Genomic DNA, 22,080 nt, shown 5'->3' with positions numbered 1-22,080 from the left:
CCTCCCCATGACCATCCGCCTGGAATCGCCGCAGCAAGCCGACGTGCAAACCCTGATCGCCGAGCTTGATGCATATCAACAGACCCTGTATCCGGCCGAGTGCGTCTACTCGCTGGACCTGGCGTCCGTGCCCTCCGATACCCTGCTGTTCGCCGTCGCCCGCGATGCGGCGGGCACGGCACGGGCCTGCGGCGCCATCGTCGTCACGCCCGCTTTCGGCGAGCTCAAGCGCATGTACGTGCACCCGGACAGCCGGGGACTGGGCCTGGCGAAACGCTTGCTGGCCTTGCTGGAAGAGCAGGCGCTGGCGCGCGGCTGCCGCTTGCTGACCCTGGAAACGGGCATCCACCAGCCGGCAGCGATCGCCCTGTACGCACGCCACGGCTACCAGCGGCGCGGACCGTACGGCGACTATCCCGACGACCCATTCAGTGTCTTCATGGAAAAACCGTTGCAGGCGGCCGCATGAGCGCGCCCAGCGACAGCCTGCTCGACATCCGCGCGCGCCTGCGCGCCTTTGCCGACGAACGCGACTGGGATCAGTTCCACACGCCGAAAAACCTGGCCATGGCCCTGTCCGTGGAAGTGGCGGAACTGGCGGAACACTACCAGTGGCTGGCCACGGGCGCGGATAGCGAACTGGACGAGGCGAAGCGCACGGGCATCCGCCACGAACTGGCCGACGTGCTGATGTACCTGGTGCGCCTGGCCGACAAGAGCGGCGTTGACCTGCACGCGGCCGTGCTGGAAAAGATGCAACTGAACGCACAGAAATACCCGGCGCAGCAGGTGCGCGGCGACGCGCGCAAATACAGCGAATACTGATAGCGAGTACAGACACGCACACCCGTGCGTGGCGGATGCGCAAAAAGGCGTAGCATTCAGGCATGCGTATTTATCGATTACTGCTGATCATAGGCTTGCTCCATGGACCTATTGCGCTGGCGCAAACCGCGCCCGTGCCGCAGGTGAAGGTGGACGCCACGCGCGACCCCGTCGACAAGTCCTACCGCAAGATGCTGCAGGGCGTGGACCGCTTCGAGCGCGACCATGCGCTGGCGCCGCAGGCCGTGCTGCGCTTCCGCTTGCTGCCGCGCCAGCCCGGCGTGGACATGCAGGGCGTGCAGTTGCGCATCGCCGGCGACACGGTCAGCATCCCCTTGCCCTTGGCCGAGGACAACAGCTTTGCCCCCGTGCGCAATGCGCAAGCGGCGCGCGAAGACGCCGTGCTGCTGGCCAACCGCAAGGCCACCACCATGAGCTGGCGCGCGCAAGTCATCACGCCCGGCTTGCCGCCCGGCATGCGGCGCCTGGGCGACTTGCGCCTGGAATGCCGCGCCGGCATGGATTCCGGCCTGATCTCGAACGACCCGCAAATCATCGCCTGGCTATCCAGCATGCTCTACAGCACAGATAAAGTGTGTTCCGAGCCGGATGGCAATTATCTGTTCTTCACGGACCGTCCCCTGTTCGGCGTGACCCTCGTGCACGGCGAGCGCCGCCTGGCGCTGCCGTTCACCATGCTGTACGCGGGCGGCGAGCAAACGCCCGCCTCGCTGCCCTATTGCGATTGCCAGGTCTTGCTTGACCGCACGTATTACGCGCCCTTGTGGGATAGCAACTGGCCGGACGACACCCTGCTGGAATTTACTTACATGGACGAGGTGGCGCCATGAAGTGGCTTTCGCTGATCTTGTTGACGCTGCTGGCCGCCTGCTCCGGCACGCGCGCCTTGCAAGCAAGCAAAAATGTGCCCTACGCCACCCTGGAACAGACGGTGCAAGTGGGCAACAGCACGCGCGAACAGGTGCGCGCCGCACTGGGCGACAGCACGTCCATCCGTTTCGACAGCGGCAAGGAAGTGTGGATGTACACCTATCCGGCGGCCTCGGGCGCGCAGGGGGAATATGTGATTCTGTTTGGCGGGGATGGGGTGGTGAAGCAGGTGCGCGGCGGCGAGGTGTATCAGGTACGGAAGTGATTCCCGCCAGCATGGCGCTGGCGGGACTGACATGCTTATCGTGCCTTCAGCAAGGCCCGCGACGCGACGCCCGCGCCCACGCTGCGGCCCACGCCGGCAACCTTGCGCTTGGGCGACGCCTTCAGCTTGAAAATGCCGATCGACTGGGCCACGCTGTCGGTGCGCTGCGCCAGGTTAGTCGCGGCCGCAGCCGCCTGCTCCACCAGCGCCGCATTCTGCTGCGTGATGCCATCCATGTGGATGACGGCCTGGTTGACTTGCCCGATGCCCTGGTTCTGCTCGCGCGTGGTCGAGGAAATCTCGTCCATCACTTCCGTCACGCGGGCTACCGAGGCGATCACTTCCGCCATGGTGGCGCCCGCATTGCTGGTCAGCACGCTGCCCGCGTTCACGGTGGCAATCGAATGGTCGATCAGGTTTTTCACTTCTTTCGCGGCCGTTGCCGAACGCTGCGCCAGGCTGCGCACTTCGCCGGCCACGACGGCGAAGCCGCGGCCGTGCTCGCCCGCGCGAGCCGCTTCCACGGCCGCGTTCAAGGCGAGGATATTCGTCTGGAAGGCGATGCCGTCGATCAAGCCGATAATGTCGAGAATCTTGCGCGACGACGAGCTGATCTCATCCATCGTGGTGACCACTTCGCTGACGATGGTGCCGCCCTTGGCCGCCACGGTGGACGCTTGCGCCGCCAGGTCGTTGGCCGTGGCCACATGGTCGGCGCTGTTTTGCACGGTCGACGTCAGTTCTTCCATGCTGGCCGCCGTCTGCTCGAGGCTGGACGCCTGCGATTCCGTGCGGCTGGACAAGTCCATATTGCCCGTGGCAATTTCTGCCGTGGTGATGCGGATATCCTCGAAGTTGGCGCGCACGTCGCCGATGATGCTGTGCAAGTTGATGTTGGTCTGGCGCAAGGCCGCCATCAATTGACCCATGTCATCGTCGCGCACCTTGTCGATGACGCCCGTCAAGTCGCCGCCGGCCATCTTGCGCGCTACCGTGATGGCGTCGCCCAGCGGGGCGACGAGGGAATTGTGCAGATGGGCCCAGAAATACAGCATCAGCGCCACGGCGGCGGCGGCGGCACCGCTGAGCCAGCTGCGCGTGGCCGTGCTCGTGTCACCGTCGATATTCCACACGGCGCAGCCGAGGATGGCCAGCACCACGCCGAAGACGATGCAATGCAGGGCCAGGTCTTGCGACAGGCTCAACTTGCGCCATTCGGCCAGCTTGGCGGCCCAGCCCTGGCGCACGACGCGGCCATTGCGGATCGCCAGGTTGGCGCTATTGCCGTCTTTAAAACTTTTATACAGGGCTGCCGCTTCGTTGATCTGCTCGCGCGTGGGCTTGGTGCGCACGGACATATAGCCGATCGGGCGGCCGCTTTCGATGACGGGCGTGATGTTGGCGAAGACCCAATAGAAATCGCCATTCTTGCAGCGGTTCTTGACCATGCCGGTCCAGGGCATGCCCGTCTTGATGGTGTCCCACAGGTCGGCAAACGCTTCGGCCGGCATATCGGGATGGCGCAGGATATTCTGTGGCGCACCCAGCAGTTCCATTTCTGAAAAACCGCTGACTTCAATGAAATACTGATTGGCGTAATTGATGTTTCCCTGTAAATCCGTGGTGGAAACAATCGTCATGCCTTCATTTAATACGTATTCATTTTGCGTGATAGGCGTATTGACCCGCATCGTCGCTCCTCTATTTTTTTTCAACTAGCATAACAAAAACATAAAAACAATATACCACATCAAGCACCCATGATATATCGCCTCGGCGACAGTGACGCCAGTCAAACAATTTAATAAAAGTCAATTTATTTATATTTTAGGATTTACTTTGATTCAACTCAATTGATTTTATTGAAATGCAAAATTTAAATTGCGTGCATATACAATAATTAATAAAAAATTATGTATCGATGCAGCAGGTAATAAATATGGCGTTTGCACCGATAAAAATATGCAAAGGAGCGGTGGCCATTGCCGGCAGATGGCAATACCTGCCGCCAACCATAACGCGGCAACCATGTTTATTTCTTGAGGGAAAATAAAAACTGGCGCGAATGCGCCAGTGGGGGATGTGTCTCCAATCCGCGACACAGGCGCCGGAGCGCCCGTGGGAATGGCTTACTTGTACGTTTTACGTGGCGGCGACTTCGGACGCGGCGGCGCAGGCTTGCGCTCCGTCGTGCCATCGTCCAGGCTGATGCGCAGTTTCTGACCAGAAACGACAACCGATTTCAGGTGGTCGAGGATTTCCGGCGGCATGCCTTCCGGCAAGTCCAGCACGCTGTAGTTGTCAAAGATATCGATGCGGCCGATATGCTTGGCTTCCAGGTTCGCTTCGTTGGCGATGGCGCCGACGATGTTGCTTGGCGTAACGGCGTGCTCACGGCCCACTTCGATGCGGTACGCCGTCACGCCCGGGCGTGGACGTTCCTTCTTCGGCGCGCGCGGGGCAACTTCGCCCGCGTCCGCCGGCGCATCCTTGAACGCTGGCGCGGACTTGGCGGCGAACGGCTTGCGCGGTGCGGCTGGCGGCGCCAGGTCCGGCGCGTCGCCGTCGCGGCTGATGCGCAGCTGCTGGCCCGCCACCCACACGGTTTTCAGCTGATCCAGCAATTCTTTCGGCATGCTGTCTGGCAAGTCCAGGACGCTGTAGTCGTCATAGATCTCGATGCGGCCGATGTTTTTCGAATCGATGCCCGCTTCGTTGGCGATGGCGCCCACGATATTGCCCGGCTTCACGCCATGCTGATGACCTACCTCAATGCGGAAGGTTTGCATGCCGGCGTCGGCCGGACGCTGGATGCGTTCCTTTTTCGGGAAGGCCGGGCGCTCGCTGCGCTCGTTGCGGTCGAAGCGGTCATTGCGTTCGAAACGGTCATTGCGTTCGAAACGGTCATTGCGTTCAGGGCGGTCAAAGCGGTCTTGGCGCGCAGGACGGTCGTCTTGCCACGTGGCTTGCTCGCGCGCCTTGTTCTTGTCCAGCAACAAAGGCACATTGCCACGCGCCATCTTCGCCAGGGCGGCGGCGATTTCGATGGCGGGAATGTTTTGCTCGCGTTCGAAATCCTCGATCAGCGACTGGAACTGCTCCAATTCGCCCAAGGCCAGGGTTTCGCTGATCTGTTCCTTGAACTTGGCGATACGCACGTCGTTGACGGCCTGGATGGTCGGCAGTTCCAGCATGCCGATCGGCTGGCGGGTCGAGCGTTCGATGGCTTTGAGCAAGTTCTTTTCACGCGGGGTGATGAACAAAATCGCTTCGCCGCTGCGGCCGGCGCGGCCCGTGCGGCCGATGCGGTGGGTGTAGCTTTCCGGATCGTGCGGCACGTCGTAGTTGACGACGTGGCTGATGCGCTCGACGTCCAGGCCGCGGGCGGCCACGTCGGTTGCGACCAAAATGTCGATCTTGCCGTCTTTCAACTGCTGGATCGTGCGCTCGCGCTGGGCTTGCTGGATGTCGCCATTGATGGCGGCAGCCGAGAAGCCGCGGGCTTGCAGCTTGCCGGCCAGCTCTTCCGTACCCAGCTTGGTGCGGGCGAAGATGATCATGCCGTCGAACGCTTCCGCTTCCAGGATGCGGGTCAGCGCGTCGAGCTTGTGCATGCCCGACACCAGCCAGTAACGCTGGCGGATGTTGTCGGCCGTGCCCGTCTTGGCGGCCACCGTCACTTCGGCCGGGTTCACCAGGTAGGTGGTGGCGATGCGCTTGATGACGGAAGGCATGGTGGCCGAGAACAGGGCCGTTTGATGGCCTTCCGGCGTTTCTTGCAAGATGCGTTCGACGTCGTCGATAAAGCCCATGCGCAGCATTTCATCGGCTTCGTCGAGTACCAGAGTCTTCAGCTTGGACAGGTCGAGCGAACCCTTGTCCAGGTGATCGATGACGCGGCCAGGGGTACCGACGACGACGTGCACGCCGCGGCGCAAGGCCGACAGTTGCGGGCCGTAGCTTTGGCCGCCGTAGATCGGCAGCACGTGGAAGCCGGGGATGTGGGCGGCGTACACCTGGAACGCTTCGGCGACCTGGATGGCCAGTTCGCGCGTCGGTGCCAGGACCAGGGCTTGGGGTGAGCTTTGTTTCAGATCGATGCGCGACAGGATAGGCAAGGCGAAGGCGGCGGTCTTACCCGTGCCTGTTTGCGCCTGGCCCAGCACGTCGCGGTTCGCGAGCAATAATGGAATCGTCGCCGCCTGGATAGGCGACGGTGTTTCGTAACCGACATCCTTGAGCGCGCGAATCAGCGGCTCGCTCAGGTTAAGGTCGGAAAATAAGGAAATTGGTGTATCAGACATGAAATCACTCACAAGTTCGCTCGAATCGCCCAATGCGAAAGAGTGTATCTGCTAGTTTACTCTTTACTGGACCTTACCGGGTGGCTGCATGCCGCAGAACGCCGTTTTTTGCGCCATATCTACGTAAAAAAGCCAGAAAAATCGGCGATCCGCACGCATTTGGCGCGTGATTTTGCCAACATTAAACGATACACAACAATATGCCGGCTGCGCCTGTTCTGCGTGGCAACAGCTACGGCGGGCGCCGCGCCGTCACGGCCCCCGCCCTCGCTTCAGGTGCGCAAGAACTCCAGCAAGTCCTCGTTCAGCCTATCCTTGTGCGTCGTTGCCAGGCCATGCGGCGCGCCCGCATACACGAGCAATTTGCTACCGATGATGAGTTCGGCAGTGCGGCGCGCCGAGGCGGCGATCGGCACGATCTGGTCATCGTCGCCATGGATCACCAGGGTCGGCACGTCGAATCTGGCCAGGTCGCCCGTGAAATCCGTTTCCGAAAACTGCTTGATGCACAGGTAGGCGGCCGGCATGCCCGACTGCATGCCTTGCCGCCAGAAACCGTCGCGCACGCCCTGCGACGGCTTCGCGCCGGGCCGGTTGTAGCCATAGAAGGGCTCGCTCAAGTCGCGGAAAAACTGGCTGCGGTCGGCCTGCACGCCTGCGCGGATGGCGTCGAACGCGGACAGCGGCAAGCCCAGCGGATTATCGGCCGTCTGCAGCATCAGCGGCGGCACGGCGCCCACCAGCACGGCGCCGGCCAGGCGCTGCGTGCCGTGGCGGCCGATGTAGCGCGCCACTTCGCCGCCGCCCGTCGAATGGCCGACGAGGGTGGCGCCCGTCAAGTCCAGCGCGGCGATCAGGGCGGCCAGGTCGTCGGCATAGGTATCCATGTCGTTGCCGCCGAACGGCTGGCTGGAACGGCCATGGCCGCGCCGGTCGTGCGCGATGACGCGGTAGCCGCGCGAGGCCAGATAGAACATCTGGTCTTCCCAGGCGTCGGACGACAATGGCCAGCCGTGGCTGAAGACGACGGGCGGGCCGCTGCCCCAGTCCTTGTAGTAGATCAAGGTACCGTCGGCGGTACGCAGGGTATTGCTCGATTGCAAGTCAGGGCGAGTCATGGAACGCTCCTTGTCGGTGGACCAGCAGCCATTGTGGCCCCAATCGGCTGGCGCGCGCCGCGCGCTACGCCAGAGCATTGCGGTAGAGTAAGATTACCGCTGCTTTGCTTTCCCGTATTCACTTTTGGAGTTGTCATGCGTTTTCCCTTCGTCCTCGCCGCCAGCCTGTTCAGCACGGCTACCCTCGCCCAACCGCTCGTTGCCGAGGCGCCCCTGCGCGCCCACCTGTCCTTCCTGGCCGACGACTTGCTGGAAGGACGCGGCACGGGCCAGCGCGGCGGCGACCTGGCCGTGCGCTACCTGGAAACGCAGGCGGCCGTGGCCGGCTTGCAGCCGTTGCCGGACGGCACGTATCGCCAGGCGCTGACCATCGTCGGCAGCAAGGCATTGCCATCGAGCACAGTGACCTTCAGCGCGGGCGGCAAGACCTTGTCCCCCGCCTTCGGCCAGGACATCGTCTTTGGCGCGGCGAATGGCCAGCAGAAAGTGGCGTTCGACGCGCCCGTCGTATTCGCCGGCTACGGCATCCGCGCCCCCGAAGAGCAGTGGGACGACTTCAAGGGTGCTGATTTAAAAGGAAAAATGGTCATCCTGATGGTCAACGACCCGCAGCCGACCGTTGCCGAACCGAACCGCTTTGCCGGCAAGTCGCTGACCTGGTACGGCCGCTGGGTCTACAAGTACGAGGAAGCGCTGCGCCAGGGCGCCGCCGGCGTGCTGCTGATCCACACGACGGCGTCCGCGTCGTATCCGTGGTCGGTGCCGGCCAACGGTTTCGGCCATGAACGCTTCAACCTGGCCGGCGCGGGCAATGCGATGGAAGGCTGGCTGCAGGAAGACATGGCGCGCGCCCTGTTCCAGGCGGGCGGGCAAGACCTCGATGCCTTGCGCGCGCAGGCGGAAACACGCGAGTTCCGCCCCGTGGCCTTGAACGCCACGGTCAAGGTGGTCTTGAACAGCCAGATCCGCAGCATCGAGCAATTCAACGTGGCCGGCATCGTGCCGGGCACGGATCCGAAACTCAAGGACGAAGCCGTGATTTACTCGGCCCACTGGGACCACCTGGGCAAGGATGACGAAGGCAACAGCCGCAGCGGCCAGAGCGACCACATCTACAACGGCGCCATCGACAACGCCTCGGGCGCGGCGGCCCTGCTGGCCATGGCGCAAGTTGCGGTAAAACAACCTGCACGGCGCACGCAGATCTTCCTGTGGCCGGCCGGCGAGGAAACGGGCATGCTGGGCAGCACGGCCTACACGCGCGAGCCCCTGTGGCCGCTGGCGAAAACGGCCGCCGACCTGAACCTCGACAGCATGAATTTCGTCGGCAAGACGCACGACATCGGCGTGGCCGGCGCCGAGCGCAGCAGCCTGTACGCGAGCGCCGCCAAGGTGGCCAAGCGCATGGGCCTGCGCCTGGCGCCCACCATTCCCGACCTGTCCGGCGCGTTTTACCGGGCCGACCATTTTGCGTTTGCCAAGGCCGGCGTACCCGCCTTCAACGTGGGCTCGGCCGTGTTTTCCGGCGACGGCTCGTTCGACTTCGTCAAGGAGCCGAAAGCGTCCAGCGAACGCCTGGTGGCGTTCAAGAAGGATTACCACCAGGTAACGGATGAATACCACCCGTCGTGGGACCTGTCGGGCATGGTGCAGCAGGCGCAGTTCACCCTGAACCTCGGCTATGAAGTGGCGAACGACAAGAATTTGCCTGCATGGAACAAGGGCGAAGCGTTTGGCAAGGTGAAACGCTAGGCGCCATGCAAAACACCGGCATGTGCCGGTGTTTTTTTAAGAGTGCAGGACAAAATGTTCAGGGCTAGGCGTGTTGCCGAAGACAGTACGAATGTACGGCGAGGCAACGCAACAACGCCATGGACTTTTTGTCAGGCGCTCTAAATTGCCATGATGCGTTTCAGGTCGATGAATGCCGTTTCATACAGGTGTTGAAACGCGCCCACCATGACTTCTTCCACGCCTTCGGCCGCATCGAACTCGCTGGCCCATTCCGCCACGCACTCATTCGCGCCCGGTTCGCCCGTGACGCGCAGGGTGGAGCGGTAGTTCTTGACGGGGATCGGCCCCGATACGATAGTGTAGCTGTAGCTCTTGTCCGCCTCGCTGTAGCTTTGCAGGCGTTCGGCGATGATGGCGCCGTCCGTGGTTTTCAAGCGGCGCACGCGGCCGCCGTGTTCGGACAGGCTGGTCTTGATCGAGCTCGACCATTCAGCCAGCGACTGGAAGCCGCCGATAAAATCCCACACGCGTTCGGCGCTTGCCGCCAATGTTACAGAAACAATTACTTGGGCCATCTTTAATTCGGTTCCTCATCCAGGTTTGCCGGGCGTTGCCCGGCACAGCCGCTATTTTAGCGCCCATGCGGCTTTGCTGCTGGACGCGTATTGGGCTCGAGAATAACAACTGGCCGGCCTGGCGAGGCAGCCTTACAGGTTTTCCGCCAGGAAAATCAAGGAATTGCCGTGCGCGTGGGCGGCGGCGCGCTGCTGGTAGCTGTCGCGGTGGGTGCAGTTGAAACCGTGCTCGGCGCCCGGGTAGATATGGATTTCCACGTCTTGCCGGTCTTCGAAGCGTTCGGCGATCTTTTGCACGGCTTCCGGCGGAATGTGGCTGTCCTGGCCGCCGAAATGCATGAGCAGCGGCACCTGGATGCGGTCGGCCAGGTCCAGCTTGTTCTGGATGCCGCCGCCGTAATAGGCGATGGCCGCGTCGACCAGGCCAGCCGCGGCCGTCTGGAACGATAAACGGCCGCCGAAGCAGTAGCCGACCGAAGCCAGCTTGCCCGTCACTTCCGGACGCGCGCGCAGGACGGCGATGGTGGCCTTGATATCGCTCAAGGCATGTTCGTTATCGGTAGCCTGCATCAGTTCGACGGCGCGCTTCCAGCCGTCCGCGTCATAGCCCAGTTCGATGTGCGCACCGGCGCGCCAGAACAGGTCGGGCACCAGCACCACGTAGCCATCGGCCGCGTACTGGTCGGCCACGGCGCGGATGTGCTCGTTGACGCCGAAAATTTCCTGCAACAGGATGATGGCGGGGCCCTTGCCCACGTGCGGCACGGCCAGGTAAGCCTGGAAGCTGCCGTCCGGGCCGGCGATATCGATCCACTGCGATGTTGTGCTCATAGAAACTCCAGTCTGAGGTTGGGGGGAATGCCACAGCCAGGCATGTTACTGGTTTTTCCCTCTTTCTGCGCCCACCCTTTGTCCTGGCTCAATACATCTCGCGCAGGTAAATCACCGGGCCCGACTTGAAGACGCCAAAGACGACGGTGCCCACGGTGCTGGGCAAGTACGCGATGCCGGGCACGGACACATCGACGCTGCCGGTCTTGCCGGCGCCGGGCGCCGCCACAATCAAGCGTCTATTCGGCGGCAAGATGCCCTTGTCGAACGTATAAGTAATAACCGTGCCAGCGGGGAATGCAAAGTCCTTGCACACCAGTGTTTTCTTGCAATTGGCAAACACCACCTGCGCGCTGCCGAAGGCGCTGATGCTGTCCAGCAGACTGGTGACCCAGGTCTTGCCGTCCCAGTACTGCGCCTGCACGGCCAGGCGCACGGGATAGCGCTCGGAACCGTAGTCATGCGGCACCATCAGGCGGCCCGTGAGCACGGTCAGCTGCGCTTCCTTGCCATCGGCCGGCGCCGAGCTCACATTGCCAGCTGCCGGATAGGCATACGTCGCGCGCAGCAGCAGCCCCGTCGGCGATGCCAGCGCTGTCGGCTGCTTGGGCACGGCATAGGCGGCGGGGAAGCTGTAGGCGATGGCGCGCGTGGCAACGCCATTGGTAAAACTGGTGACGGGTACGCCCGTCACGGCCGCAGGTACTGTTGCCCCATCCGTCAGCGTGCTGCCCGATGGCGCCGTGGGCGGATAGCTGTTGTTCCCCGTGGCCGCGTCATACGGGACCAGCGGCACCTGCGTTTTGTTGATGTCGGCATTCCTGGCGTCGAAGTTCTTCGTCTCGTTGCCGGCGGCCGTCTGGGCGCGGATGGTCAGGTCAAAGGGCTGGCGCGAATACACGGCGCGGTTGCCGGCGCACACGAGCGGCGTGCTGCACGGGAAAGGAAACTCCGTCTTCGTCCCCCCCGGGAGGTCCACTTGCTTGACAACCAGTTCCGTCACAAAGTGGTGCGGATAAAAGAGCACGGGGTCGCTCGGTCCCGACGACTTCAAAGTACTGCCCAGATAACCGTTTTGCAGCGCGGCCGTGAAATTGATCTGGCCCACTTCGGGCCAGATCAGCGGCGGCGCCGCGATGACGCCCCCTTTTTTCACGAAATCGAGATCGCCGCCGACCGTCGGATTGGCAGGCGTGTTAACGTCCGGGTTTTCGTAGACCGGCGCCAGCAAGATATTGCCAAGCACGACTTTTTGCACGGCGACACCACTTTCGTTGCCGAAATTCTTCGTCACGGCACCGGCCGCGTTGACGGCCGACAGCATGATGGTCGTACCGGACGTCAAGGGCACCGCCGCCAGGCCCGCGCGCTGAATCGGCGCCAGCTTCGTGAACAGAAATTTCGCTGGCGCCACGATGACCGTGCCGCTGCCGCTCATGTCCAGGCCGTTATCGCTGCCGCTTTTCGGATTGTAGGCAGCCGTCAGGATCAGCGCTCCCGCGTCGGCATACAGCATGTTCGGCCTGGCCACGCCATCGGCGCCGAACGTCACATTCACCTTGGTGCTCGCCACGGCGCAGCTGCTCTGGTCGCTGCCAGCCAGGGCGACATAGCTATTTTGGACGCTGTCAAAGATGCGCGCAGGCAATGTTCCCTTGTCCGGATTGCTGTACCCGCAAGTCAGGTTCAATTGCTTGGTCTGGCTGGCGAACATGGGCACGCACACGTCTCTGTTGCCGGACGAGGTCTGCAAGGCGCTGATTTCCAGTACGGCCACGTCCTCCGCGTAGCGCGGAACGCCGCTTACCTGGAAGCCGCTGGAGAGAAAGCTGATCTGGCAATTGCTCGTATTGCCGCCGCTCTTGCACACCAGCGCCCCCGTCGTGGCGGGCGTGCTGACCAGGCTCAGGGTGGCGATGCCCACCGTGGTCTGGCGCACCGTGACATTGGCGTTGACGCCGCTGGCATCGATCTGCGTCGGCACGCCGCCCGGGCTGACGGTGACGCTGGGGCTACCCTTGTACACCGCGCTGCAGCTGGCGTCGGCACAGGCAGTCACCGTCACCGTGGGTACCTGGCAAGTGAGCGCCGTCAGCGGGTGCTCGATCTGGAAATGGTGCAGTCCGCTCGGCGTGCCGGGCCCGCACTTCGGCCCCATCGGTTCATTGAAGGCCCAGCCGCTGTTGTTCGTCACGCAACTGCACGGGTTCGACGGTGTATACGCCTTGCAAGTGATGGTTTGCTGCACCCGGCCCTGCCAGCCCAGGGTGATGTGGTCGACCAGCGCATTGCCCGTGATATACGCGTTGGACGAGTCCAGCGTGACGTTGCCGCCCTCGACATTACCCTTCACGCCATTGCCGGAGGCGATGCTCAGGGAGCTGGACGCTTTCACGTCGCCCGTGACCAGCAGGCCCGAGGCCTTCAAGTCGATGGTCGGCGACGTCAGGTTGCCCTTCACCTGGCTGCCCGAACCGACTGTCAGCGAGGTGCTGGCCGTGATATCGCCCTGCACCTGGCTGTTCGCTGCTTCGATGCTGACGACGGGCGCCTTGGTGGTGCCATTCAGGTTGCTGCCCGAACCAAGGCTGAAGGAATTGACCGCCGTCACGTCGCCGGTAATCGACACGCTGGAACTGGTGGTGATGCTGCTGCCGTTGACGGGTCCCGTTATAGTCGAGCTGGAGCCGATGCTGACGTTGCCGCTGGCCTTCACGCTGCCCGTGATCGTGACCTTGGAATTGCCGCTGATCGAGCCGCCGCTGATGGCGCCATTCAGCGTCGAGCCGGAGGAAATGTCGATATTGCCCGTGGCCGTGATATTGCCCGTCACCTTCACGGGCGTGCCGCCCAGGGAAACGGACGCCGCCGAGATATCGGCCACGAGCACGGTGCCGCCCTGCGACCCCACCTTGAAATTGCCGCCCTTGGCCGTCAGGCTGCCGCCCGTGATCTTCAGGTTGGGCGGATTGACATTGCTGATGTCGATATTCTTGTTGGCCGTCAGGGCCGCCGTGCCGCTCATGCTCAGGCCCTGGTTGTAGTCGATGCTCACATCGCTGTTGACTGTCACGCCATAGCCGCTGGCGATGACGACGTTGTCGGTGCTGCCCATGATCAGGCTGGCGCACGTGTATTGGGTGCTGGACGCCGGCAGGGTGCAGCCGCTGACGGCGCCGCCATTGAAATTGAGCGTGGCCGCGTGGGCAAGGGTTGAGCCCAGCAGCAATGTCAGGGCGGCAAAAATGTGGAGTAAGCGCACGATATCGAGGAATCCGGTGGGTGGGGAGCCAGCGGGCGCGCGGATTATTTCATGCTAACCTACGCCATCGCTGTTGTTGCATTATGGCAGTATTTATCCCCCTCGCGCATATCGCATGATCAAGCAAAGCCCCAAAGAATTTCCCCTGCGCACCGTCGACATCATCGTCTATCCCGGCTTCAAGGCGCTCGAAGCCATCGGCGCCATGAAAGTGTTTGACTACGCCAACACCCATTTGCGCCTGCGCAATCTGCCCGGCGGCTACGACGTGCGCATCGCCTCGACAGCCATCGGCCCGGTCGAGTCGGACACGCTGATGTCGCTGCACGCCAGCAAGGCGCTCGATGTGAACCGCCTGCCCGACCTGGCCGTCATCGTCGGCTGCCACCACGTCGAGCAAGTCTTGCAGGACATTCCCGCCCTCGCCGCCTGGGTGGCCGAGGCGGCACCGCGCATCGATACCCTCGCGGCCCTGTGCACGGGCTGCTTCTTCCTGGCCGAGGCCGGCGTGCTCGACGGCAAGAGCGCCGCCACGCACTGGAGCGCCGTGGATAGCCTGCGCCAGCGCTATCCATTGATACAGGTCAATGCCGATGCGATTTTCGTGCGGGAAGGGAAATTCTGGACGTCGGCCGGCGTGACGGCCGGCATCGACCTGGCGCTGGCCCTGGTGGAAGACGATTTCAGCCGCGATATCGCGCTGGAAGTGGCGCGCGACCTGGTCGTGTATCTGAAGCGGCCCGGCGGCCAGTCGCAGTTTTCCGTGCACCTGTCGAGCCAGATGACGACGCACCCGACCATCCGCCAGTTGCAGGGCTGGATCATGGAGCATCTTGCCGAAGAGCTTACCGTGCCGCTGCTGGCGGCCAGGCTGGCCATGAGCGAGCGCAATTTCACGCGCGTGTTCCAGCGCGAAACAGGCACCAGTCCCACGGAATTCATCGACACGGCCCGCTTTGAAGTGGCGCGTCGCTTGCTGGAAGACAATGTGTCTTCCTTAAAACAGGTGGCCGTACAGGCGGGCTTGCACAGCGAGGACAGGCTGCGCCGCCTGTTTCAAAAGAAACTCGCCATCACGCCGCGCGATTACCGCGAGCGCTTTTCCAGCACGGCGCGCTAGGCGCAGCGGGTATCAGCGCGGCTTGCCGTGACGCACGTGGCGCGTCGCCAGTTGGCGGCTCTGCCGCGCCAGCGGCGTAAACAGGAGTGCGCACAGCAGATACGTGGCCAGCAGCGCCAGCCAGATGGCGGGCGTGGCGAGGCTGGCGGCATTGCTCCACCACAAGGCCAGCAGGGAAGACAGGGCCGCGCCGAGGAAGACGGGCAGCATGCGGCGCAAGGTCGCGAGGTAGGCAGTGGCAAACATGGACGGCTCCCGAAGCAAGGCGGTGATGCCTTCACACTAGCAGGGGCAGGCAGCGAAGTACAGCGCGCCGCCCTGCCCCGTCCGTCAAGTGTTGCGCAATGAGTACAGTCAGATAAAATTAATACAACACGACGGAACGGATCGATTCGCCGCTCTTCATCAGGTCGAAACCTTCGTTGATGCGTTCGAGCGGCAAGCGGTGCGTGATCAGGTCGTCAATGTTGAGCTTGCCTTCCATATACCAGTCGACGATCTTCGGCACGTCCGTGCGTCCGCGCGCGCCGCCGAAGGCCGAACCGCGCCATTCGCGTCCCGTCACCAGCTGGAACGGACGGGTGGAAATTTCCTGGCCCGCCGCCGCCACGCCGATGATGAAGGACTTGCCCCAGCCCTTGTGCGTGCACTCGAGCGCCTGGCGCATCAGGGTCGTGTTGCCGACGCACTCAAACGAATAATCGGCGCCGCCATCCGTCAGTTGCACGATGGCGTCGACGACGTTTTCCACTTCATTCGGGTTGATAAAGTGCGTCATGCCGAACTTGCGCGCGATGGCCTGGCGCGCCGGATTGATGTCGATGCCGATGATTTTGTCGGCACCCACCATCTTCGCCGCCTGGATCACGTTCAGGCCGATGCCGCCCAGGCCGAACACGGCCACATTGGCGCCCGCCTCGACCTTGGCCGAGAACAGCACGGCGCCCACGCCCGTGGTGACGCCGCAGCCGATGTAGCAGACCTTGTCGAACGGCGCGTCGGAGCGGATTTTCGCCAGCGCGATTTCCGGCACGACGATGTAGTTGGAAAAGGTGGACGTGCCCATGTAGTGGAACAGCGGCTGGCCATTCAGCGAAAAGCGGCTGGTGGCGTCCGGCATCAGGCCGCGGCCCTGCGTGGAGCGGATGGCCTGGCACAGATTGGTCTTTTGCGACAGGCAGAATTTGCACTGGCGGCATTCCGGCGTGTACAGGGGAATGACGTGGTCATCCTTTTTCAGGGTCGTCACGCCCGGACCCACGTCGACGACGACGCCGGCCCCTTCATGGCCGAGAATGGCGGGAAAGATGCCTTCCGGGTCGGCGCCGGACAGGGTGTAGTAATCGGTATGGCAGATGCCCGTGGCTTTCAGCTCGACCAGCACTTCGCCGGCGCGCGGGCCGGCCAGGTCGACTTCTTCGATGGTCAGCGGGGCGCCCGCTTTCCAGGCAATCGCGGCTTTGGTTTTCATGTATGTCATTCCTGCTCGGTTTCAGATGCGCCATTATCAGGCGCCGGCGGGCGCGGCGGCGCAAGTGCCGGCGCGCTTGTCTGAAAACGCGGCGCATTTGTCCGATGCCACCGTACGTTTGCGCCAGCTCAAACTTCCCGCCGCCAAGACGCGCATTCTTGGCACAAGCCCATCCCCTCTTGAGCAGCCATTGCGTCGTTCCCGCAGGAGACTGACATGCGCCACTTCCTTTCCCGCTTGCCGCTGCCCTGGCTGGCCCCGCTGCTGGCATGCTGCCTGGCGCTGCTGGCCGCCTGTGGCGGCGGCCATCACCACCCTGCGCCGGGCGCCACCACGGGGAACCTGACGGTCACCCTCGGCGGCTTGCCGGCCGGCGTGGCGGGCGCCGTCACGGTCACGGGGCCTGCGTCGTACAGCAAGACGCTGACGGCCAGCACCACGCTCACCGGCCTCGCGCCCGGCGCCTACGCGGTGAGCGCCGCCAGCGTGACGCAAGGCACGGGGACGCTGGCGCCCACGCCCGTCACGCAGCAGGTGCAAGTCACTGCGGGGGCGATGGCCAGCGCCAGCGTCACGTATGCGGCAGCCACGCCGCTGGCCCTGCGCCTGCAAGAGGTGGCCAGCGGACTGGATGCTCCCCTCTTCCTCACGGCGCCGCCCGGCGACAGCCGTTTGTTCATTGTCGAACGGGCCGGCCGCATCCGCGTGGTGCAGAACGGCAGCCTGCTGGCCACGCCCTTCCTCGACATCGGTACGCTCACCACCACCAGCGGCGAACGGGGCTTGCTGTCGCTGGCCTTCCATCCGCAGTACGCCAGCAATGGCTATTTCTTCATCTATTACACCAACCTGGCCGGCGACATCGTCATCGAGCGGCGGCAAGTGTCGGCAGGCAACGCCAACGTGGCCGATCCCCTGTCGGCGCTGGGCATCCTCACGATTCCCCACCCCACCTTCAGCAACCACAATGGCGGCTTGCTCAGCTTTGGCCCGGACGGCTATCTGTATGCGGGCACGGGCGACGGCGGCAGCGGGGGCGACCCGCCCGGCAATGCGCAAAACACGAATGTACTGCTCGGCAAGCTGCTGCGCCTGGACGTCAACGCCAGCAGCGTCGCCCAGCCGTACGCCATTCCACCCGGCAATCCCTTTGCCTCGGCAGGCGGACGCCCTGAAATCTGGGCCTACGGCTTGCGCAATCCGTGGCGCTACGCCTTCGACGTGCCGGCCCAACTGCTGTATATCGCCGACGTGGGCCAGGCCAACTGGGAAGAGGTCGACGTGCGGCCCGTGGGTCAGGCGGGCAACAACTATGGCTGGAACATCATGGAAGGCGCGCACTGCTACAACAGCGTCAGCTGCAACCAGGCGGGGCTGGTCTTGCCCGTCATCACCTACGGCCACGATGCAGCCGGCGGCTGCTCGATCACGGGCGGCTATGTGTACCGGGGCGCGGCCCTGCCGGAACTGGCGGGGCAATACCTGTATTCCGACTACTGCAGCGGCTGGCTGAAGAGTTTCAGCTACGGCAATGGCACGGCCTCTGCCGTGACTGACTGGGGCATCGCGAACGTGGGCAACATCGTGTCGTTCGGCCAGGATGCTCAAAACGAGCTGTACATGCTGAGCGGCACAGGGAAAGTCTACCGAATCGTACGCAAATAGCGCCCCTGCGCGATGCCTGCAGCACACGGACGATGGGACGTTTTTCGACGGGACGCGGGGAACCGGCTAGAATTGGTTTTTTCCGCCGCGCCCTGCGCCCCAGCTCAAGAGAACACCATGGCCCGTTTGAAACTTGAATTCCCCGAAGACCAGTACTGCTATTCCTCGCAACTGACGGTACGCACGACGGACATCAACGCCGGCAACCATCTCGGCAACGATTCCATGATTTCCATGATTTCCGAGGCCCGCGCCCGCTTCCTGTTCGAATATGGCGTGCGCGACATCGAAGCGGACGGTACCGGCATCATCGTCACCGACCTGGCCACCACCTACCGCGCCGAAGCCCATGCACGCGACCAGTTGCTGTTCGAAGTGGGCGTCATGGATTTCAACAAGTATGGCGGCGACATCACCTTCCGCATCACGCGTCCGCGCGACAGCACCCTGATCGCGATGGCCAAGTCCGGCTTTGTGTTTTTCAACTATAAGCTCAGCCAGGTCGTACCCATGCCGGAAGATTTCGGCAGCAAGTTCCCGCAGGTGAACTGGATCGATTGAGGCGCGGTACATTCCGGCCATCATCCTGTATGCTTGTCAGGATGATATGTAAAATTGACCTGCGCCGCGCCGGCGCCTGCCTGCTGGCCGCCGTCTGCGCGATGGCCGCACCCGGCATCGGACATGCCGCGCCGCAAACCGTCATCCTGTACGGCGACGACGACTATGCGCCGTACAGCTATGTGGAAAACGGCGTCTTCAAAGGCATGTATGTCGATATCCTGCGCCAGGCGGCCAGCGCGATGCCCGGCTACCGGCTGGAACTGCAGCCGCGTCCCTGGAAGCGGGGCCTCGACGCGCTGGAAAAGGGCCAGGTTTTCGGCCTGTTTCCGCCCGGACGCAAGACGGAACGGCCCTACGTGCAGCCGTATTCAGCCATGCTGTACCGCGAATCGGTGGTGCTGTTTTGCCATGACGCCGTCATGCGCACGCCGCGCACGCGGTTTCCCGCCGACTTTGCCGGCCTGACCATCGGCGTCAATACGGGTTTTTTACTCTCGGAAAAACTGATGGCGCCGGCCCGCGAGGGACTGCTGCGCCTGGAAGCGGCCAAGGGCAATGAAGCCAATCTGAAAAAACTGGCCTTGCGGCGCATCGATTGCTACGCCAGCGACCGCGGCGCGGCACGCCACACGGCGCGCCGGCTGGGCGGCGAACTGGCCCGTTACGGCTTTGCCTTGCACGAAGTGCTGGAATTGTCGTCCGAAGCCACGTATATCGCCTACAGCGCGCGCAACACGCCGGCCTACAAGTCCGATTTCGTCGCGCAGATGAATGCCGCCCTGCTGGCCCTGCGGCATAGCGGCCAGCTGGCGCGCATCGAACACGCTTATTTGCGTTGATCAGCCCGGCACTTCGCGCCGCGGCAAGATCATTTGCGTGCCGGACTCTTCACTTGCGCGCCGAACGTGCTCGCAAACCAGTCATCGATCATCTGCTTCTCATAGCGCAGCTTGTCGCCGCTGGAATAACGATTGATGCGCGTCAGATAGGACATATCGGACAGGGCCGCATCGGCGCTGCCGATGACCTTGCCATCTTGCTCCAGCACATAGTGCAAGCGTATGCGCGGCCAGTCGGCCTGGCCGGTCATCACGCGGAAATCCTGCGCAGAGCGCATGGCGGGATTTTCACGGCCAGCCATGTCCAGATCCGTCACATCGATCTTCAGGGTTAGCCCGGGCTTGAGCGCCTCTCCCCGTTTTGCGAAGTGCGCCGCCAAGTCCTTGAGGACATTCTCACGCTCCGTCCGATCGAAAGACACATCCGAGAATTGTTCCGGCTTGGTGAAATGCACTTCCGTGCCCGCCCAGGCGGCAGTGCTCGCCAGCAAGGCAAGACCAGCAATGAAGGTACGCGTCGTTTTCGTTTTCATGATGAGTCCTTTCAAGAATGTGGATGGCCTGCGGCCATTTTTTACTTCTCAATATAGCGCGATGCGTTTCATTCTAAAGGGAAACTAATACATTGTTACTTTTCTTGCACCGCGTAACGAACGAGGCTTCGTCCCACCGATTTTTTTTACAGATTCATTGGCAATATTAATTAAAACAAAGTATTGTCTTGAAAATATAGTTGCCTAAGCGATAAAGTATACATAGTGCCGGCAGCGTGGATTTAAAGTGCTTTTTTGATATGCATGTTGCATGAGTTTAGTCAATTATTCTTGCTTGTTGTTAATACTTGGCTGTCAGTCTACAATCGATAAAATGCGCCCGAAAAACGCGCAACGCCAGTAGTGGCGCACAGGCAAGCCTGGCGCGGGCGTCTCAGTATTGCGTCAGTTATGCCTTTTAGCGGAACTCGCCCTTATGTCATTTTTGTCTTCAGCATCGCCCAAGTTACCTCCCTGGAAAGTCCTGCTCGTCGACGATGAACCCGACATCCATGACATCACCGAACTGACACTGAGCCGTTTTCGCCTCGAGGGCCGCGCCCTGAGTTTCGTGCATGCCTACAGCGGCGCCGAAGCCAAGCAGGTGCTGGCGCGCGAAGCAGGCATCGCGCTGGTGTTTCTCGACGTGGTGATGGAGCGCGAAGACAGCGGCCTGGAAGTGGCGCGCTGGATGCGCGAAGACCTGGGCAACCAGTTTACGCGCATCGTGCTGCGCACGGGACAGCCGGGACAGGCGCCGGAAGAACGGGTGATCGTCAACTACGACATCAACGACTACAAGGAAAAGACGGAACTGGACCGCACCAAGCTGTTCACCACCACCTTTGCCGCCCTGCGCGCCTACCGCGACATCATGAAGGTGGAAGAGGCGCGCCAGGCCCAACTCCATTACCGCGAGGGACTCGAGCGCGTCATCGCCGCCTCGGCCCACATCTTCAAGCAGCGCAACCTGCGCGACTTCGCCAGCGGCCTGCTGCAGCAAGTCGTCGCCCTGCTGCGCCTGGAAACGAGCATGCTGCTGCGCCTGCGCGGCGCCAGCGCCATTTCGGGCGAACAGGATTATGAAATCCTCGCGCAGATCGGCGACACGGATGACGGCATCCTCAGCCCTTCCCTGCTGTCGCAGCTGGACGACGCCAAGAGCAACAAGATTTCGCGCCTGCATGGCGACACCTATGTCGGCTATTTCCCGAACAGCAGCGGCAAGGCGTCCTTGCTGGTACTCAAAGGCGTGGAAGAGATTTCCGACCTCGATGCGCAATTGCTGGAAGTCTTCTGTTCCGGCGTGGCGATCGCCTTCGACAACATCCTGCTGACGCAGGAAATCACCGATACCCAGGCCGAGCTGATCCTGCGCCTGGGCGACGTGGTCGAATCGCGCTCGCACGAAGGGGGCAACCACGTGCGCCGCATGGCCGAAGTGTGCCAGCTGCTGGCGCAGGCGTCCGGCATGTCGGACGAGGAAACCATGGTGCTGCGCCACGCGGCGCCCATGCATGACATCGGCAAGATTTCCACGCCCGACGCCGTGCTGCTCAAACCGGGCAAGCTCGATGCGGCCGAATGGGAAATCATGAAGCAGCATCCGACGGTGGGCATGTCCATCCTCGACGGCTCGCAGCGCCCGCTGCTGAAGGCGGCCGCCGTGATTGCCCACCAGCACCATGAAAAATACGACGGCAGCGGCTACCCGCAGGGCCTGGTCGGCGAGCACATCCACAAATACGCGCGCATCGCCGCCGTCGCCGACGTCTTCGACGCCCTCATGCACAAGCGCTGCTACAAGGACGCCTGGCCACTGGAGCGCGTGGTCAGCTACCTGCGCGAAGTAAGCGGCAGCCACCTCGATCCGCAGTATGTGGAATTGCTGATTGCAAATCTGGATGAGGCGCTTGCGCTGAATCAACGTTTTCCAGACTAGCAGACCGGATTACGCAGTTCGTCCAAGAGCCAAGTGCCCCCTGAGCAATACGCACGCCAGCAAAACACGCTTCAGCCCAGGTCTCCAAGACTGGCATTCCGGGCCAAGCGGACCTGAAAAATGTCGAGGGCAAGGCGCAGC

19 protein-coding genes are annotated in these 22,080 nt (G+C 62.5%); 10 read left to right on the top strand and 9 right to left on the bottom strand.

Going from position 1 to position 22,080, the window contains the following annotated elements:
• The first annotated feature begins 7 nt into the window (after nucleotides 1–7).
• From O3299_RS23860 to bamE, 4 genes are all read left to right on the top strand, one after another.
• Entirely contained in the window at nucleotides 8–469 is a 462-nt protein-coding gene (locus O3299_RS23860; protein WP_305053928.1) for a GNAT family N-acetyltransferase, read from the top strand.
• Nucleotides 466–825, top strand: coding sequence for a nucleotide pyrophosphohydrolase (locus tag O3299_RS23855; protein WP_099665608.1), 360 nt, complete (start codon nucleotides 466–468; stop codon nucleotides 823–825). Before O3299_RS23860 ends, O3299_RS23855 begins: the two co-directional genes overlap by 4 nt.
• 62 nt (nucleotides 826–887) lie before the next feature.
• Nucleotides 888–1,676 (top strand): hypothetical protein, encoded by a 789-nt coding sequence (locus O3299_RS23850; protein WP_305063334.1) that lies wholly within the window; start codon nucleotides 888–890, stop codon nucleotides 1,674–1,676.
• Nucleotides 1,673–1,981: an outer membrane protein assembly factor BamE gene (bamE, locus tag O3299_RS23845; protein WP_289899428.1), complete on the top strand. Its 309-nt coding sequence runs from the start codon at nucleotides 1,673–1,675 to the stop codon at nucleotides 1,979–1,981. The genes O3299_RS23850 and bamE overlap by 4 nt, the downstream gene beginning before the upstream one ends.
• Nucleotides 1,982–2,016: 35 nt before the next feature.
• On the opposite strand, the gene O3299_RS23840 is transcribed toward bamE, so the two are convergent.
• The 3 genes from O3299_RS23840 to O3299_RS23830 all read right to left on the bottom strand — a co-directional run bounded on the left by O3299_RS23840 (nucleotide 2,017) and on the right by O3299_RS23830 (nucleotide 7,403).
• Nucleotides 2,017–3,672, bottom strand: coding sequence for a PAS domain-containing methyl-accepting chemotaxis protein (locus O3299_RS23840; RefSeq protein WP_099665611.1), 1,656 nt, complete (start codon nucleotides 3,670–3,672; stop codon nucleotides 2,017–2,019).
• Between the two features lie 438 nt (nucleotides 3,673–4,110).
• Nucleotides 4,111–6,285, bottom strand: coding sequence for a DEAD/DEAH box helicase (locus O3299_RS23835; protein WP_305063333.1), 2,175 nt, complete (start codon nucleotides 6,283–6,285; stop codon nucleotides 4,111–4,113).
• A 272-nt stretch (nucleotides 6,286–6,557) separates the two neighbouring features.
• Nucleotides 6,558–7,403: an alpha/beta fold hydrolase gene (locus tag O3299_RS23830; RefSeq protein ID WP_305063332.1), complete on the bottom strand. Its 846-nt coding sequence runs from the start codon at nucleotides 7,401–7,403 to the stop codon at nucleotides 6,558–6,560.
• 135 nt (nucleotides 7,404–7,538) lie between these two features.
• Between O3299_RS23830 and O3299_RS23825 the strand changes: the two genes are divergently transcribed.
• Nucleotides 7,539–9,155: a M28 family peptidase gene (locus O3299_RS23825; protein ID WP_305063331.1), complete on the top strand. Its 1,617-nt coding sequence runs from the start codon at nucleotides 7,539–7,541 to the stop codon at nucleotides 9,153–9,155.
• A 140-nt stretch (nucleotides 9,156–9,295) separates the two neighbouring features.
• Here O3299_RS23825 and O3299_RS23820 read toward each other — a convergent pair whose 3' ends face one another.
• The 3 genes from O3299_RS23820 to O3299_RS23810 form a co-directional block, all read right to left on the bottom strand.
• Nucleotides 9,296–9,712, bottom strand: coding sequence for an SRPBCC family protein (locus O3299_RS23820; protein ID WP_305063330.1), 417 nt, complete (start codon nucleotides 9,710–9,712; stop codon nucleotides 9,296–9,298).
• Between the two features lie 132 nt (nucleotides 9,713–9,844).
• The gene (locus O3299_RS23815; protein ID WP_289899433.1) at nucleotides 9,845–10,543 is read right to left on the bottom strand and encodes a dienelactone hydrolase family protein; all 699 of its coding nucleotides are present in this window, start codon (nucleotides 10,541–10,543) and stop codon (nucleotides 9,845–9,847) included.
• An 88-nt stretch (nucleotides 10,544–10,631) separates the two neighbouring features.
• Nucleotides 10,632–13,805 (bottom strand): DUF6701 domain-containing protein, encoded by a 3,174-nt coding sequence (locus O3299_RS23810; protein WP_305063329.1) that lies wholly within the window; start codon nucleotides 13,803–13,805, stop codon nucleotides 10,632–10,634.
• Between the two features lie 115 nt (nucleotides 13,806–13,920).
• Between O3299_RS23810 and O3299_RS23805 the strand changes: the two genes are divergently transcribed.
• Entirely contained in the window at nucleotides 13,921–14,925 is a 1,005-nt protein-coding gene (locus O3299_RS23805; RefSeq protein ID WP_077399151.1) for a GlxA family transcriptional regulator, read from the top strand.
• Nucleotides 14,926–14,937: 12 nt separating this feature from the next.
• Here O3299_RS23805 and O3299_RS23800 read toward each other — a convergent pair whose 3' ends face one another.
• A complete protein-coding gene (locus tag O3299_RS23800) occupies nucleotides 14,938–15,171 on the bottom strand; it encodes a hypothetical protein (protein ID WP_034784311.1) in 234 nt (77 codons plus the stop codon).
• 118 nt (nucleotides 15,172–15,289) lie between these two features.
• The gene (locus O3299_RS23795; RefSeq protein WP_034753481.1) at nucleotides 15,290–16,396 is read right to left on the bottom strand and encodes an S-(hydroxymethyl)glutathione dehydrogenase/class III alcohol dehydrogenase; all 1,107 of its coding nucleotides are present in this window, start codon (nucleotides 16,394–16,396) and stop codon (nucleotides 15,290–15,292) included.
• Nucleotides 16,397–16,612: 216 nt separating this feature from the next.
• Here O3299_RS23795 and O3299_RS23790 point away from each other — a divergent pair, with 216 nt between their 5' ends.
• The 3 genes from O3299_RS23790 (at nucleotide 16,613) to O3299_RS23780 (ending at nucleotide 19,464) form a co-directional block, all read left to right on the top strand.
• The gene (locus O3299_RS23790; RefSeq protein ID WP_305063328.1) at nucleotides 16,613–18,061 is read left to right on the top strand and encodes a PQQ-dependent sugar dehydrogenase; all 1,449 of its coding nucleotides are present in this window, start codon (nucleotides 16,613–16,615) and stop codon (nucleotides 18,059–18,061) included.
• 117 nt (nucleotides 18,062–18,178) lie between these two features.
• Nucleotides 18,179–18,622, top strand: a complete 444-nt coding sequence (locus tag O3299_RS23785) for a thioesterase family protein (RefSeq protein WP_077399141.1) — start codon at nucleotides 18,179–18,181, stop codon at nucleotides 18,620–18,622.
• Nucleotides 18,623–18,663: 41 nt separating this feature from the next.
• On the top strand, nucleotides 18,664–19,464 hold the full coding sequence (locus tag O3299_RS23780; protein WP_305063327.1) for an ABC transporter substrate-binding protein: 801 nt from the start codon (nucleotides 18,664–18,666) through the stop codon (nucleotides 19,462–19,464).
• 29 nt (nucleotides 19,465–19,493) lie between these two features.
• Here the strand turns inward: O3299_RS23780 and O3299_RS23775 are convergent, their stop codons facing one another.
• The gene (locus O3299_RS23775) at nucleotides 19,494–19,997 is read right to left on the bottom strand and encodes a DUF3016 domain-containing protein (protein ID WP_305053922.1); all 504 of its coding nucleotides are present in this window, start codon (nucleotides 19,995–19,997) and stop codon (nucleotides 19,494–19,496) included.
• Between the two features lie 436 nt (nucleotides 19,998–20,433).
• Between O3299_RS23775 and O3299_RS23770 the strand changes: the two genes are divergently transcribed.
• Nucleotides 20,434–21,939 carry a DUF3369 domain-containing protein gene (locus O3299_RS23770; protein WP_305063326.1) on the top strand — a complete coding sequence of 502 codons (1,506 nt, stop codon included), beginning with the start codon at nucleotides 20,434–20,436 and terminating at the stop codon, nucleotides 21,937–21,939.
• Nucleotides 21,940–22,080: the final 141 nt, after the last annotated feature.

This window comes from Janthinobacterium sp. SUN176, assembly GCF_030587335.1.
Classification (GTDB): Bacteria; Pseudomonadota; Gammaproteobacteria; order Burkholderiales; family Burkholderiaceae_D; genus Janthinobacterium; species Janthinobacterium kumbetense.
The sequence above is the reverse complement of the archived record's forward strand: the minus strand, read 5'-3'. Positions and strand labels throughout refer to the sequence as shown.